Here is a 15,167-nt window from a genome sequence, read left to right as displayed (position 1 = left end):
TCGGGAATAGGGAATAGGGAATAGGGAATAGGGAATAGGGAATAGGGAATAGGGAATAGGGAATAGGGAATAGGGAATAGGGAATAGGGAATAGGGAATAGGGAATAGGGAATAGGGAATAGGCAGTCGGTAGCCGGTCGACGAGGGCCTAGCTCCTCGCCTTCGCGCCCGCGCCCGGCACATTGTCAGGCTCTGTCACCCGGCTGGCGAGGTAGTAACAGGCCATGCCCATCAGGGCGTTGGTTACCGGCAGTGCCACCATCAGGCCTTTTACGCCATAGAGGAAGGACCCCAGGGCGCACAGGGGCAGCATCAGCAAAAACAGGCGGCACACATTGATAATCAGCGACGCCAGCGGCCGGTGGAAGGCATTGAGGGCGGTGGCGGTGATTATTACCACCCCCAGCGGACCATAGGCGGCGGGCAGGGCGATAATGTAAAACGTCAGCCATTCCACCACCTTGGGCTCATCACTGAACAGGCCTGCGATGGGCGCTGCCAGCAGCAGCAAGGGCAGATACAGCAAAAACTGAAACAAGAGCACAAAGCGCAGCGACATCATCAGGGCGTCCCGCGCCCGCTGGTGCTGCCCGGCGCCGAGGTTTTGCGCCACGAAGGGCATCAGGCTGGATGACAGCGCCATCACCACAATCAAGAGCACAGACTCCAGCCGGGTGCCCGCCCCGAAGGCGGCCACAGCGCCGTGGTCGATGCGGGCCAGCATGGCCATGATCACCGCATTGGCAATGGGGTTCATCAGGTTCATCAGCGCCGCAGGCTGGGCGATATGGGCCAGTTTGCGCCAGTTGTCTTTCAGCCTCGGCCAGGCGATTTCGGTGAGCGCCAGCATGTGCCGCTTCACAATCAGCAGGTAGCTTGAAAGCGACATCGCCAGCACCCAGGAGATAACAGAGGCGATGGCCGCGCCCTGAATTTCCAGCCGTGGGAAAGGCCCCAAACCAAAAATCAGCAGCGGGTCAAGAATCAGGTTGATGATGGCGGCCAGGGCCATGATCTTGGCCGGTGACTTGGTATCGCCGGTGGAGCGCAGCCCCTGATTACCCACCATCAAGAGCACCAACAGCGGGCTGCCCAGATACCACACCAGCATGTATTCATGGATAAGTGGCAGGCTTTGTTCGTTGGCACCCAGCAGACTGAAGAGGGGGTCGATAAACATCAGCCCCAATGAGGCGAGCGCACCTACGATGGCAAAGGTCAGCAGCAGGGCGTCGTGCAAAAACACCTTGGCATCGGGGGCATGGCCCGAGCCAATCAAACGGCCCAGATTGGTGGACACCCCGGCGCCTATGCCCACGGCAATGCTGGACAGCACCAGGGTAACGGGGAAGGTAAAGCTGATGGCGGCCAGGGCCTCGGTGCCCAGCTGGCTCACAAAAAAGGTATCGACCAGGCTGAACCCCAGTATGGTTAAAATCCCCAGCATGTTGGGCAGGGTCATTTTTAAAAGCACACCTGCTATGGGTGCTGTTAAAAGGCCGTGTCTGTCTTTCATTGGGGCCGGGTCATCTCTTCTTGCGGTTCGAGGCGCGATTCTAGCAGGAATGACGCCCGGGGATGGAAATCCAGGCCAAAAAAATCCAAAAAATTTTGTAAATCCCCCTTGAGACCGCGCGTCCCTGTCCCCATATGGTACTCATCAAGCCGCTCGCCTTGCCGGTGGGTGGCCTTCTACACATAACCGCCTCATTGCTGGGCAAAAAATCTTTAGGAGAATCCATAGATGAATATTCGTCCATTACATGACCGCGTAATCGTTAAGCGTCTGGAAGTGGAATCCACTTCAGCTGGTGGCATTGTGCTGACCGGCAGCGCGGCTGAAAAGTCTACCCGTGGTGAAGTGCTGGCGGTAGGCAATGGCCGGATCCTGGAAAACGGCACCGTACGTCCTCTGGATGTAAAAGTGGGTGACGTGGTGATCTTCAACGAAGGTTACGGCGTGAAGAAAGAAAAAATCGACGGTCAGGAAGTACTGATCCTGTCCGAAATGGATCTGATGGCTGTAGTGGGCTAATCCACTCAAATTGTGAAATTTCAGTCTAACGCAAAGTATTTAAAGGAAATCGAACATGGCAGCTAAAGAAGTTGTATTTGGTAACGACGCCCGCGTAAAAATGCTGGCCGGTGTAAACGTACTGGCCAACGCCGTTAAAGTGACCCTGGGCCCCAAAGGCCGTAACGTGGTTCTGGAAAAGAGCTTCGGCGCGCCGCTTATCACCAAAGACGGTGTGTCTGTGGCCAAGGAAATCGAACTGGAAGACAAGTTCGAGAACATGGGCGCCCAGATGGTGAAGGAAGTGGCTTCCAAGGCCAACGACGCTGCCGGTGACGGCACCACCACCGCTACCGTACTGGCTCAGGCCATTGTTAACGAAGGTCTGAAGGCCGTTGCCGCGGGCATGAACCCAATGGATCTGAAGCGCGGTATCGACAAAGCCGTTGCCGCCGCCGTTATCGAACTCAAAGCCCTGTCTCAGGAATGTGCCGACTCCAAGGCCATTGCCCAGGTAGGTACCATCTCTGCCAACTCTGACGAGTCCATCGGTCAAATCATTGCCACCGCCATGGAAAAAGTGGGCAAAGAAGGCGTTATCACCGTTGAAGAAGGTCAGGCGCTGGAAAACGAACTGGACGTAGTAGAAGGTATGCAGTTCGACCGCGGTTACCTGTCTCCTTACTTCATCAACAAGCCTGAAACCGGCTCTGTTGAACTGGACAACCCATTCGTGCTGCTGGTTGACAAGAAGATCTCCAACATCCGCGAACTGCTGCCTATCCTCGAAGGTCTGGCCAAGACCGGCAAGCCACTGCTGATCGTTGCCGAAGACGTGGAAGGCGAAGCCCTGGCCACTCTGGTAGTGAACAACATGCGCGGTATCGTGAAGGTTGCTGCCGTTAAAGCCCCAGGCTTTGGTGACCGTCGCAAGGCCATGCTGCAGGATATCGCCATCCTCACCGGTGGTACTGTTATCGCCGAAGAAATCGGTCTGGAGCTGGAAAAAGCCACCCTGGAAGACTTGGGTACTGCCAAGCGCGTTGTGATCACCAAGGACAACACCACCATCATCGATGGCAACGGTGCCGAGGAGCAGATCAAGGCTCGCGTGGGTCAGATCAAACAGCAAATCGAAGAAACCACGTCCGATTACGACCGTGAAAAACTGCAAGAGCGTATGGCCAAGCTGGCCGGCGGTGTTGCCGTTATCAAGGTTGGCGCTGCCACCGAAGTGGAAATGAAAGAGAAGAAAGCCCGCGTTGAAGACGCCCTGCACGCCACCCGCGCCGCCGTTGAAGAAGGTGTGGTTCCAGGCGGCGGTGTAGCCCTGGTACGCGTTGCTTCCAAGATCAGCGACGTTGAAGTAGCCAACGAAGATCAGAAGCACGGTGTGGTTATCGCCCTGCGCGCCATGGAAGCCCCACTGCGCCAAATCGCCACCAACGCCGGTGAAGAAGCCTCTGTAGTGGCCAACACTGTGAAGAACGGCTCCGGTAACTTCGGTTACAACGCCGGTAACGACAGCTACGGCGACATGCTGGAAATGGGTATCCTGGACCCAACCAAGGTAACCCGCTCAGCGCTGCAGTTCGCAGCCTCTGTAGCCGGTCTGATGATCACCACCGAAGCCATGGTAGCCGAGCTGCCGAAGGCCGATGCCCCTGATATGGGTGGTATGGGTGGTATGGGCGGTATGGGCGGCATGATGTAATCTGCCTCGCCGCAGATTGATCAAGGCGGTTGCCTTGGTCTCTCTGAGACCACAACAAAACCCCGGACTTGTTCCGGGGTTTTGTTTATTCCAAGAAAGGAAAAGGCCCGCGTATCGAATGCGGGCCTTTTCCATTTCAGAGGTTTCTGCAGAGGGCGGGGGAGTGGTTTGGGGGGGGAATGACTTCCGGCGTTGGGTTTGATTAGTCACCTGCGGTGGGCTTACTGGCAATGAGAGCCGCTTTCAGCGGCGAAAAGTCGCGGCCTTCCAGCCCGCCTCCGGGCAGAAGGCTTTGCTCGCCCAAAGCCCTCTGCACTCCAAAGGGCGCCCGCGGCGAAGCGGACGTCCCCTTGGGCTTATGCTGAAAATTGGCTAACGCGCCAGACGCTCATCCCTGATTCGACTGGCGCTGCTTCGGCGTCCATGCCTCGCTACGCCATTTTCAGCAACACCCTACGGCCGCTTCGAGCGGTTTTGGCGTATTCCGTGGCAAAAGTGTTTTGGATGTCCTGTCTTTCGGCTACGCCATAAGCTTAAACGCCCCGCGGCCGCTTAGAGCGGGATTGGTGTAGCCTCCAGCAATGTCCTAAACTTTTCGATATCAAGAGTCCAAAGACTCTTTGAAGTCTCCAAACCACTCACCAAAGTTTTCGTTGAACATGTCCATATCTTCTCGGAAAGCATTGATTGCGTCAGTGATATCTTGGCGACGTGATAGTCGATTCTTTGTGGCCGGCATTAGACGTGATGTTCTTTTAATTACTTGGTTAATTACCAACTTCCACATTGCTATCGCATCAGTTCTACTAACATTTTCTCTAAAGGCCAATGTATATGGATTGGCGATAGGTCCACCTAGGATCATTTCCATTATCGACGCTACAGCATGAATAATGATAAAGGACACGCCGGGCATACGAAGGAACTCGTGTTTGGATTCATCAGTAGATATGAGGTTGCCATGTCTGAACTTAGAGCCATAGTCAGCCTTTACCTCATTAATAGCCTCATGAAGAGTGTACAAAAATAACAGGTGACCAGCAGTTACCGTGTTATCAAAGGCCTTCTTATATAAAGAGTCGTTTTCCCAAATGTCTTTTTTCTCATGATAACTGCTATTTGGATGGTCATGATACGCAATTAATATTTGGGCTACAGTTTCAGGCGAAAGGGATATTCTTTTAACGGCAGGAGCCAAGTGTGACCTTAAGCCACCGCTATAATGTGCGTCAGGAATTGTTAAAAATTCTTGTCTCAATCTTTCTTGAGTTGCGTCGCCAGCTCTAAAATCAGAAGCCAATACTTTGTTTTGAGAGTTGTTTGCCTTAGTTATTTTTTCGATTTTGTCTGTATCATCAACTTTAATAAATCTCGCTGCCACCTTTACATTTTCATCAATATCGGAACCTAAGTTAGATAGGCATCCAGTGGTTTGAGCACCATTGACAATAGATATTCCAGTAATGTTAAGTAACTTCCCAAGCTTTTGGTCATCACCTACATATGCGACATTGAAGTCATGTACTAATGCTGTTATTCCGTTATTGCAGACAAAGAAATCTCTTGGCTCAGATTCGGCACTATGCTGAATTTGGCCGTTAATGAACTGATCTTTCTTATTACTTCCCATGTAGCCACGAATATTTGCGCTGAACAATTTTTCTTCGCCAAACTTATTGTACATTCTTTTAAGAAAATTCCCGCTCACACTTGTGCTAAAAGACAACCAGCCATTATCGGTGTGTTCTAAAAATCCGGGGTTTTCCTGTAACTCAATAGTCTCATTAATCAGAATGGAGTTCTGTTGAGCTTGGTATAACAAGTCTAAGCTCTCCAATCCGACCTCTTTTGCGTCAACGGTAACATGGACTTCCGGGTATCTTGTTCTCAATGTTGCAGCAGCGCTTGAACCAACGCCTTTCATAATCCTCTGATTTTCAGAGTTTTCTGGGCAGTTATTTAAAAACCAGACATGAAGAGTATTAATGTTCCCTTCTTCAATTGCTTTTCTGGCTTCTTCTACCTGCCCTCTGATTCTTTCAGGAATGTGAGAGAGTTCTAAATCAATTAGTGCTGTGACAGCATAGCTACTATCTCTAGCTTTATTTGGTCTAGCACCATTAACTCTTAGTTGTGGAGATTGAAAAGACTGAATTAAGTAAATTCGGCTATTATCTTCATCCGTAAACAGGATGTCGATGTTCTCATCATCCCCTCCTTCAGTAATTATTTCTGTAGCTACAGTACAAATGTCGTCGTACTGACCATGAAGTTCAATGGCATATAATGCAGCATTCAAATTTCCATGACTTTGTAAATCATCTCGTTGCTGTAAAGCGACCCAAAAGGTACTGTCATCCAAGTGTGTGTATGGCATATAAATCTCTTCTTAATTCGTGATGGCAGTGATTGCTCAATCACGCGATATAATGTAAATTTTAATTTAAAGTTTGTTTGTTAACGGAAAGAGTGAGGACACCCACAACACTAAACGACGTAAGTCTAAGTCTCGCGAGGGACTGGTGTAGTCTTCAGTAAAAGTGTTGTGTGTTCCGTCTTTTTTGTTTTTCATCTCCAAGTGTCAATATCAGTACCTGCCTAAAGAATGTTGACACTTACAATGATTCGTATTTAAACTAATATTTCGACAATCCGATTTTCACCCGTTGCAAGAGTTTCTGATTTAATATATCCCTTCTTTTCCATATCTTTTATTAACTTCATAAAAGATTTGTACTCAGTGCTAGTTATTCTAAAACTAGGATCAATCGCTTTCATTTTGTCATTTGCAATTGAAACATTGCTTGGTAATTGACTCTGGTTCATATTTCTAACTGCTTGCACAAATAGTCGCTCAATTTTGCTAGCAATTTTTGGTGTTGTTTCAGCACAGAAATCTTCTAGGAAAAGCAAGTTATCAAATGATTTCGTAAGAATGGCACGGTCTTTATCTGATTTCTTACAAACTAACCAAACTTCTTTTCCAAACTTTCTAAGTTTATCGGCAACGACGGTAAAATCTGCATCACTTGTCATAAAGCAATATCGATCAATTCTTGGATTGTCTAAATATAAGCTTTCAAAAGCATCTAGACTTAGCAGCAGATCCGCACGATTTTTCTCGTTTCCAATTTTTGGTGTATCAACAATGACAAAATTATGTTCTACTATTTGTTTTTTAAGATTCTTTTTAGCTACAATTTGATTCCCATAAGCTGCTTTTATTGCAAAAATACAATTATAGTCTTCATCCGTGCTTAAGAATGAATTCATTACATCCTCTAATATGAACTCCGATGAAGCAACATTTTCCATGTCGATATAAACTGCAATATTAAGATTTTGTTTTCGCATACGTTTAAATTCTATTTTAAGTTGCCACATCAAAATATTACGCTGTCTAATATCAGCGCAATTAGATGGAGTAAAACATCAGCAAGAATTATGTGAGCATACTTTGAATAATATTTATCCAAAGATTACTTCTGCCGAAGAGTTGTGAGACTCCCACAAATCTTCCATGACACTTCCGTTAGGGAGTATGAGTCTTCCTAGCGGCATCTAGTGGCTTTCAGCCTTCGGGGTTGTATTTGAACTGCCAGAGTCGACCAACCAAAGGTCGGCCAGAGATCTCTCCGGTACGCTTAAATCTAGTGCTGCTGTGGTCGCTCAAGTCGATCTCGATCGCTTTGACTGCAACATCATCTATTTGCGAGTCGGCAAGCCATTCTTTAATTTCATCTTCTCTCGCAATTGCGAGATCGTCAGAAGCGTGGGTCACCGCCACGAGAAAGTTCTTTTCAATCCGATGCTGGCTCGGCGCATGCTGGCAAAGCTTCGCCAGACGAATTGCATCCTTCTTGAGTTCTGCCTTCTTGATACTTCGCTTGAATTCGACCACATGACGCACACGGCGGGTTTTGACGCTGCGTAGTACCAGGTCGGCACGGCCATTGCCACGGCACTCTTCCGGTAACTCCTCGATACCTACCTCATCGCATATAGATTGGAATGAATCTTCCATTGTAAACGCGTATGTCTGCATGGTTTCGTAAACATGGTCAGCAACCTTTACAGCCATGAAATACTCCGGCAGGTCATTCACGCTACACCCAGTTTTGTCGACAGCTTCTCTTGCTGCTTTCTTGACTCCTTCAACCAACTGCTGGCGAATAGATGCCATGGTATTTCTCCTTGGTTAGTAAATCGTTTGGACATCCAAAAGTTTCATGTAACTGCAATTTGGACGCTAATCCTTATCTCCAGCCATAGCTACCGCACGGCGCATTCCGTCTGTGAAACGCACCTTCATCAAAAAAACATTTTTAAAACAACATCAAAGCTAACAGCTTGGCGGTGGCTAAACCTTGGTTGAGGTCAAAAAATGCACCGATGCCTGTAGCGACAAATTGGAGGGGAATCGAAGAGGGGTTACCTAAGTGAAAGCCTTCCTTGCTGTGCCGTCTTAACGGTGTTGCGTCTCTTCCCTGATCCACATTGTTGTGCTGAGTATGTTTTGCGCTGTTTTGCAGTGCCCTGTTTAGTACAGAGCAGCGCGTGAGCGCCCTATGCCAGTGTGGCTCGCGCCATGATTCAGCAACTGCTAAAGCTTACTTTGATAATCATACGCTTATCGGCTGAAAGTACGCCAATCAAACAGCCGAACCAGACTACCGTATGGTGTTTTAGCAGGCAAGTGTTGGCTGCGGTAAATCACGAAGCAGATAAGGAGCTGGTGAGTGCTTGCTTCTTTCTTTGTTTCTTTCTTCCTTCCTTGAGATAGGGCAGCTCTGCAAACGGCTGCTATCGACTTTCGGGCCGTAAAAAGAAAACCCCGGACTGTGCCGGGGTTTTGCTTGGTGTCACAGTGTGGCAAAGAGCATGCTACTGCGCGCTTTTATTGCTGGATGCCCACAATCAGCCAAGGTGCGTTGGCCTGAGTCAGGTTACGCTCCAAATGCCAGACTTCCTTGATGTCTTCTTCTACCCCTTCAACGGCATCGCGGTAGCGGCCGCTGAATTTTACGCTCACTTCGGCAAGCTCGTTGTTGTAGGTGGCGCGCACCAGTTCGGCGTCGAGGAACATCACTTCGGTGTGCTGCTGGCCATCGAGTTCACGGCGTTGCTGGCTGAGTTCGTTAAAGAGCTCAATCGACACGTATTCCTGAATTTTGTTCAGATCGCCCTCATTCCAGGCCTGTTGCAGGGTTTTGTAGTGGCCGCGGGCGCCTTCCAAAAAGGCGGCTAAATCGAAACCCGGCGGCAAATGAAATGGCACTGTGCTCTGGGGCTGGGCAAAACCGCTGTTACCGCTATGGCCACCAAAGGCGGCAGGCTCAGACTGCTGGCGATAAAGGTTCTGGCCAGGCGCGGCGCTGGCTTGCCCTACACCTGAATAGGCTGGTCTTGGCTGCGCCTGTGCTTTGGAGGCCATCAGCATGCGGATGACTTTAAACAGCACGAAGGCAAGCAAGGCGATGATCACTATGTCCATAATCTGGATGTTCTCAAAACCTTCGCCCATAAAGAGTGCCGCCAGTAAGCCACCCGCCAGCAGGCCGCCGAGCATACCGCCCATCATGCCTTTTTTAGCCGCAGGTGCTGCCGTGGCAGGCGCAGCAGTGGTATTGGTGGCAGTGGTATTGGTGGCCGCAGGCTGCGACTGTGCCGTTTCCTGAGTCTTACCGGCAGATTTATTGCTGCCGAATTTCTTTGCTTCCACCACGGGGCTGGTTGCCAGGCTGACGGCAAAAAACATCGCCAGCATAATGAATAACTTTTTCATTTATTCCATCTCTATTTTAATCACCGAATGGCAGGCATCATAGCGTCATGTTAGTTCATGTCAATGGTGATAAAAGTTGCATTAATAAGAAGGCGCTGAATATTAAAAATCCTGCAGTTTAATTTAAGATTTATTTAAGCTTTAGGGTGTTTAAACCAGTAAGGTAAAGTGCCTGAGTCGTGCTGCGTCTTTTTTAAGCTATCAAGGTTGCAGGTATTTAGTATTTAGAGTAAACGCAATAGAAAATGCATTAATATCAGCGTGATACCGACTTTATTTTGTGGTTTTTATCAAGTTGTTATTAATTGATGGTATCGGGTTATTGTATTTTTAATTATTAAGATGCAGTGGCTCGCCAAGCTCTTTATGGCGTATTGAACTTTTATCGTGCTATTAAGGTGTTGTGTATTCAGTTGGTTTAATTTTAGTCAGAATTGTGATTATAAAACCTCTTACCTGGATTATTAAATTAAACCTGGATGAATGCCTGGAATATTAGCCAGAAAATATAAAAACGCGCATCAATAATACTGTGGCACCAGCGAAATCGAGTGTTTTTTTGGCGAGCCACAGGCGTAGGGCTGACTGCTGTCGTTTGTGTTGAGGCCTGTGGATTAAAGCAGGTGCAGCTTGTCCGGTGCGCGCCATCAGTTTCTAGCTGTGCTAGAGTGCGCAGAGTCTCGCCGCTGACAGCCGAATGCTGAAAGCCTGCTCGTCTTTACTATGAATTGGCCTGTTATAAGAATCGCCCGTGAAAAAAATCGCTCTGTTTGTCGATGTACAAAACATCTATTACACCTGCCGTGAGGCGTATCAGCGCCAGTTTAACTATCGCAAGCTCTGGCAGCAGCTGAGTGGCGAGGGGGAGATTGTCAGCGCCTTTGCCTACGCCATTCATCGCGGCGACGATGGCCAGTTAAAGTTTCAGGACGCCATAAGGCATATAGGCTTTGAGCTTAAGCTTAAACCCTTTATTCAGCGCAGCGATGGCTCGGCCAAGGGCGATTGGGATGTAGGGATCACCATAGATGTGCTGGAGACAGCGCCCGAGGTGGATTGCGTGATACTGCTGTCCGGCGATGGGGATTTTGCGCTCTTGCTTGACAAGATAAGGCAAAAATACGGCGTGGAAGCCGAGGTGTATGGCGTGCCTGCGCTCACCGCAAAATCCCTGATGGAGGCGGCGAGCCGCTTTCATCCCATAGATGAGTCCTTGCTTCTCTAAATAATGGCTACGCTGGAAAGGGCTACGCTGGAAATGGCTACCCTGGATACTGGCCATGCTGGAACTGGCTTCGCTTTGCTGATCTCTTCTCTTATTTGATCTCCATTTGGCGTTGGCCCTTGGCCGTAAGTGGCCATGTTTACCCGAAGCGTCAGAGGGGGCACGCCTCAAGCGTAAGCCGTGGGGCAGACGAAAGTTTTACGCTCTAACCCTAAAGTGGCAATCCCCCCGATATTGTCTACCCTTATCCGTTCTCCTTGGCCAAGGTAGAGCGGGGTTGTTGTAGCAGGATGCGTTCGCCAAACTCTGACCTGCATTCGTCTGGTTAACGGGATCTTATTTAAAGACGAAAAAGGGAAATTTAGTATGCAAGTCAAATCACTCTCAGCTGTCAGTGGGCTCAGTGCGCTGGCACTCTGTACGGGCCTGGCATTCAGCGGCGCTGCGCTCGCCGAGCAAATCAAAATCCAGAATGTGCACTTTGATGCCGACAGCAACCAGCTGTCGGTAAAAGCCAAAATCGATGGTCATCACCACGGGCAAGACAGTGCCGGTGATGCCTATATCGAAATTGTGGATGCGGCCAATCCGGGCTTTGTATTGAGTGCCTTTCAAACCCCCAAACAAATCCACAGTAAAATCGATGCCGCAAGCCTGGCGTTTCTGCCCTGTCAGGTGGGCATTGTGGTCAATGGCGACACCGCCAATATGGCCGTTGCCGATGTGAAAAATGTGCCCACCAGTTGCGGCGGCTTTGCTGCCACCATTACGGGGCTTATCACCGATGAGCCTATTCCTTACGCCACTGTGTCTGTCACCCTGAACGGTAACACCTTTACCACGGTGGCGGATGAAAACGGCGCCTACAGCCTGGATGTGCTCACCACCAACATAGAGCAGCTGCTGCTGATTGAATCGTCGGCCACCAATGCCGAGACCGGCGACAGCATCGACTTTGTCAATCTGGTGGGCAGTTTTTCCAAGGTGCTCAGTGAAGATGACCCCATCAATGTGACCAACGTGACCACCGCCAAGTACAGCCTGGTGCTGGAAGCAAATGGCGGCGAGCAGCCAAGTACCCTGGCGGAGCTGGAGCAGGCCGAAACCGCGGTGGATGCCACTGAGCTGTTTCAGCTGGCGGCCATCATCAAGTTGATTGTGGATGACCCCGGCTATCAGTTGCCGGAAGGCTATGACAGTATTCTCGACTTTATTGCCGATGAGGGCGCGGTGGATACCTTTGTGGCCAGCACGCCGCCTGAGGCGCTGGAGCAGGCGCTTGCGGATATTCTCGCCGACAGCGAACTGGTGGCAGGCTTCAGCGCTGCCGATGTGCCAAGCCTCTATTACGCTATCAGCACCACCAGCCCCGGGTATCTGGCCCGAAGCGGCTCGGCGCTGGAGTTTGACAATGTGGGCATGACAGGTAAGGCGCTCAGCTTCCAGCAGTGGAACGGCCAGCCCATCAGTCAGGACTTCAGCTGGGCCGTGGTAAGTGGTCGTATCGAGGTGAGCTACAGCGCGCCACTGGTGACCGAGGAACTGTCGGACAGCATCGAGTATGTGACCGATAATCAAGCGGAAATCGATGCCTATTATGCCGGGGGCGGCGCGGTTGAAAACTTTATTACCCATCGCACCCTGACCCAGCGAGCCTACACCCGGGTGGTGGATGGCAGTTTGGTGGATGTGGTGTCGGTGGAGTCGCGCAGTGAGCTCTCCACGCCGCCCATTCCCCTCAGTGATGGCTCATTCCTCACCATTGCCCAGCCGAAGCTGGTGCTGGAATCCGGCAACGAAAATTTCCGCGCCAACTACGACATCAACAATATTCCCTTTGTCAGTGGCTGCAGCGAGGGGGATACCTGCGTCTCCGGCCTGTGGGCGGGGCAGTACCATTACACCGACGGCGAAAGGGTGTATGACGACTATGTGTTCCCCCACACCGCCTACGCCGATGCCATGCAGTTTGTGGCCGATGGCAGCGTGAGTGGCAAAATCTCCAATGTGAATGCCAGTTGGGTGGTGGACGGCGCGGGCAGGTTAGTGATTACTTACCCCGATGGCATGATCCAAACCAGCCAGATCCTCGATAAGCTCGGCATCGAACTGGGGGTCTTCTCTGTGTTTGAAAACGCCGGTGAGCGCTTTGCGGTGTACGACATCTGGATAAAAGGCGATGCCAATTTGCAGCTCGGTGTCGCCGGGTTGCAGCCAAGCACTCCCAGCCACTTCTGGGTGGGGGAAATCAACAGCTGGCTGCCGGGCTCGGTGGATGCCATGGGGCTGCTCCATTACCAGCGTCTTTGGGGCTGGCAGTTTGGGGCAAGTGAGGTGCAAAACACCTATGCGATTGGCGACTGGAGTGCGCCCGACGGCGATGGTCTCAGCAGTGTGCCATTTACTCAGGATGCACCTGTGCCCTACGCGGTGACCGCCGACTATGTGCGTATCTCGCGCTTTCCCTTCGCCGAGCGCTACTGGTATCCCATCAACAGTCAGATGATTGATGGCGACCGGGTATTTTATGTGGTGGAGCGAGAGGTGCGGGATGGTGATGTCTATGGTCGTGCCCCCGGCTACCGCACCTTTATTCCCGCCCGTATCAACATAGAGCGTGAGCGGGATATGGCGGATTACACCAACGTGGCCCGTTGAGACATAAGCCAATAAAAAACCTCGCAGCGGCGAGGTTTTTTATTGGCTGGGTGTCAGGCGGTATTTAGCCCAGGCAGCGAACAGTTTGCTGCTTAAGGTTTGCAGCTTAAGGTTTGCAGCTTATGGTTTGCTGCTTTCGTTAGCCGCCTTGTCGATGATGTCGTTGCTCGGCTCGTTTGCTCCCGATGTTTCCTTTGCTGCGGCCGAGCCTTGCATGGTTTCCCGGATGGCATCTTCTGACTCGGCCGAAGGCTCGGGCTCGGCGATAAAGTCCTGCTCGCGGATAAAGGCTGTGGGCGCGCCCTCGCTATCCATGTCGCCGGCGGCTACTGAGTCATCATCTTCGGAGCCATCATCTTCTGAGTCATCGGCATCCGGGGCGTTCTGGTTATCATCCGTGAGCGTGTCGAACTCGTTATCTGCCGCATCTTCAATATCCTTATCGGCTTTGGCGTCCGCGTCATCCTGTGCATCAGCACCCGTGTCGAGGGTAGGAGTCATCTGCTCCTGCACAGATTCGATATCCACCCGGGGGTCGAGGGCGGCGGCCAGAGGTGACGACACCAGGTCGCCGGTGGCCATGATGTAGTCATTACTGGAAGGCTCTTCCGCTTTCTGACGGGCATTGATGTAGTTAAGCCCGGCAAAGAGCACCAGGGTACAGGCCGACATAAAGCCGTAGAGCATGCTGTTGCCCAGCCACTGCATCAGGGTGGAGGCAATCAGGGGGCCAATACAGGCGCCAAGGCCGAAGGTCAGCAAAATGGTGGCAGACAGGCCCACCCGCTCGCTTTGCTCCACCCGTGAGTTGGCCAGCGCCGTGGCCAGCGGATACAGGGTAAAACCGAGGATGCCAAACAGGAAGGTCATCACCAGTGCCACCGTGGGCTGATAGGGGGTAATGGCGATGCCTAGGGTGAGCACCCCAAGCAGCAGGCAGTTGGAACGAATCAATCGGCTGCGGGACATCTTGTCCGACAGCTTGCCCATGGGCCACTGGGCCAGCAGGCCTGCGGCTATGGTGGCCGTCATAAAGCTCGCCACCTGCTGCGGGTCCAGCCCCAGATTACTGGCATAGGCCGGGGCCAAACCGTAAAAAGAGCCTACTATCATGCTGCCAATGGCAACCGTGGTGAGTGCCTGGGGCGCCTTTTTGAAGAAGTGGGTCACGTTCAGGGGCGCGGGTACCAGGGGCGCCGGGTGAATGCGGCGGGTGAGGGCGATGGGCACTATGCACAGGGCAAAACAAATGGCGATAAGCAGGAGTGGCTCCAGCCCCAAATCCGGGTAGAGGCTGATGGCGCCCTGACCCAAAATCAGCGCCAGATAAGAGACAATCATGTAGCTTGCGAACACGGCGCCGCGCTGGCTGTTGTCGGCCTGCTCGTTAAGCCAGCTCTCCAGCACCATGTACTGGCACATCATGCCAAGGCCGACCAGGAGGCGCAGCACAATCCAAATCGACAGGTCGTCCACCAGGGCATGACCCAGGGCGGAGGCGGTGACTATCCCGGCACTGGCCACAAAGGCGCGGATATGGCCCACCCGGGCGATAAGCCGGTGGCCAATCTTGGAACCTGCCACCAGCCCGGCGTAGTAGGCCGACATCATGGCGCCAATCCAAATCTGGGGCACCTCCATGGCCGACAGCTTCAGGCCCAGATAGGTGGTCAACAGGCCCCCGGCCAGCACAGTCAACAGGGTGGTGCTGTACAGGGACGCAAAGGTCCGCAGTGGGTTGGTCATCTACTACTCCTTGTCACAATGCCAA

General features: G+C 51.5%; 10 protein-coding genes. 4 read left to right on the top strand and 6 right to left on the bottom strand.

Features of this window, described 5'->3' with window-relative positions; translation table 11 throughout:
- Positions 1-148 precede the first annotated feature (148 nt).
- Entirely contained in the window at positions 149-1,516 is a 1,368-nt protein-coding gene (locus K0H63_RS17090) for an MATE family efflux transporter (protein ID WP_220065713.1), read from the bottom strand.
- Positions 1,517-1,744: 228 nt separating this feature from the next.
- Between K0H63_RS17090 and K0H63_RS17085 the strand changes: the two genes are divergently transcribed.
- Together K0H63_RS17085 and groL are read left to right on the top strand one after the other, a co-directional pair.
- On the top strand, positions 1,745-2,035 hold the full coding sequence (locus tag K0H63_RS17085) for a co-chaperone GroES (RefSeq protein ID WP_203325018.1): 291 nt from the start codon (positions 1,745-1,747) through the stop codon (positions 2,033-2,035).
- Positions 2,036-2,090: 55 nt separating this feature from the next.
- Entirely contained in the window at positions 2,091-3,728 is a 1,638-nt protein-coding gene (gene groL / locus K0H63_RS17080) for a chaperonin GroEL (RefSeq protein ID WP_220065712.1), read from the top strand.
- A 601-nt stretch (positions 3,729-4,329) separates the two neighbouring features.
- Here groL and K0H63_RS17075 read toward each other — a convergent pair.
- From K0H63_RS17075 to K0H63_RS17060, 4 genes are all read right to left on the bottom strand, one after another.
- Complete coding sequence (locus K0H63_RS17075) at positions 4,330-6,105, bottom strand: AIPR family protein (protein WP_220065711.1); 1,776 nt, start codon at positions 6,103-6,105, stop codon at positions 4,330-4,332.
- A gap of 254 nt (positions 6,106-6,359) precedes the next feature.
- Complete coding sequence (locus tag K0H63_RS17070; protein WP_220065710.1) at positions 6,360-7,082, bottom strand: NYN domain-containing protein; 723 nt, start codon at positions 7,080-7,082, stop codon at positions 6,360-6,362.
- A 217-nt stretch (positions 7,083-7,299) separates the two neighbouring features.
- Complete coding sequence (locus tag K0H63_RS17065) at positions 7,300-7,911, bottom strand: hypothetical protein (protein ID WP_220065709.1); 612 nt, start codon at positions 7,909-7,911, stop codon at positions 7,300-7,302.
- 714 nt (positions 7,912-8,625) lie between these two features.
- Positions 8,626-9,513 (bottom strand): Tim44 domain-containing protein, encoded by an 888-nt coding sequence (locus K0H63_RS17060; RefSeq protein WP_220065708.1) that lies wholly within the window; start codon positions 9,511-9,513, stop codon positions 8,626-8,628.
- 751 nt (positions 9,514-10,264) lie between these two features.
- Here K0H63_RS17060 and K0H63_RS17055 point away from each other — a divergent pair.
- Positions 10,265-10,738, top strand: a complete 474-nt coding sequence (locus K0H63_RS17055) for a LabA-like NYN domain-containing protein (protein WP_220065707.1) — start codon at positions 10,265-10,267, stop codon at positions 10,736-10,738.
- A 366-nt stretch (positions 10,739-11,104) separates the two neighbouring features.
- Positions 11,105-13,396, top strand: coding sequence for a carboxypeptidase-like regulatory domain-containing protein (locus K0H63_RS17050; RefSeq protein WP_220065706.1), 2,292 nt, complete (start codon positions 11,105-11,107; stop codon positions 13,394-13,396).
- A gap of 120 nt (positions 13,397-13,516) precedes the next feature.
- On the opposite strand, the gene K0H63_RS17045 is transcribed toward K0H63_RS17050, so the two are convergent.
- Entirely contained in the window at positions 13,517-15,142 is a 1,626-nt protein-coding gene (locus K0H63_RS17045; RefSeq protein WP_258405608.1) for an MFS transporter, read from the bottom strand.
- Between the last annotated feature and the right edge of the window lie 25 nt (positions 15,143-15,167).

It is taken from the genome of Shewanella zhangzhouensis (genome assembly GCF_019457615.1).
In the GTDB taxonomy this organism is placed as follows: Bacteria; Pseudomonadota; Gammaproteobacteria; order Enterobacterales; family Shewanellaceae; genus Shewanella; species Shewanella zhangzhouensis.
The sequence above is the reverse complement of the archived record's forward strand: the minus strand, read 5'-3'. Positions and strand labels throughout refer to the sequence as shown.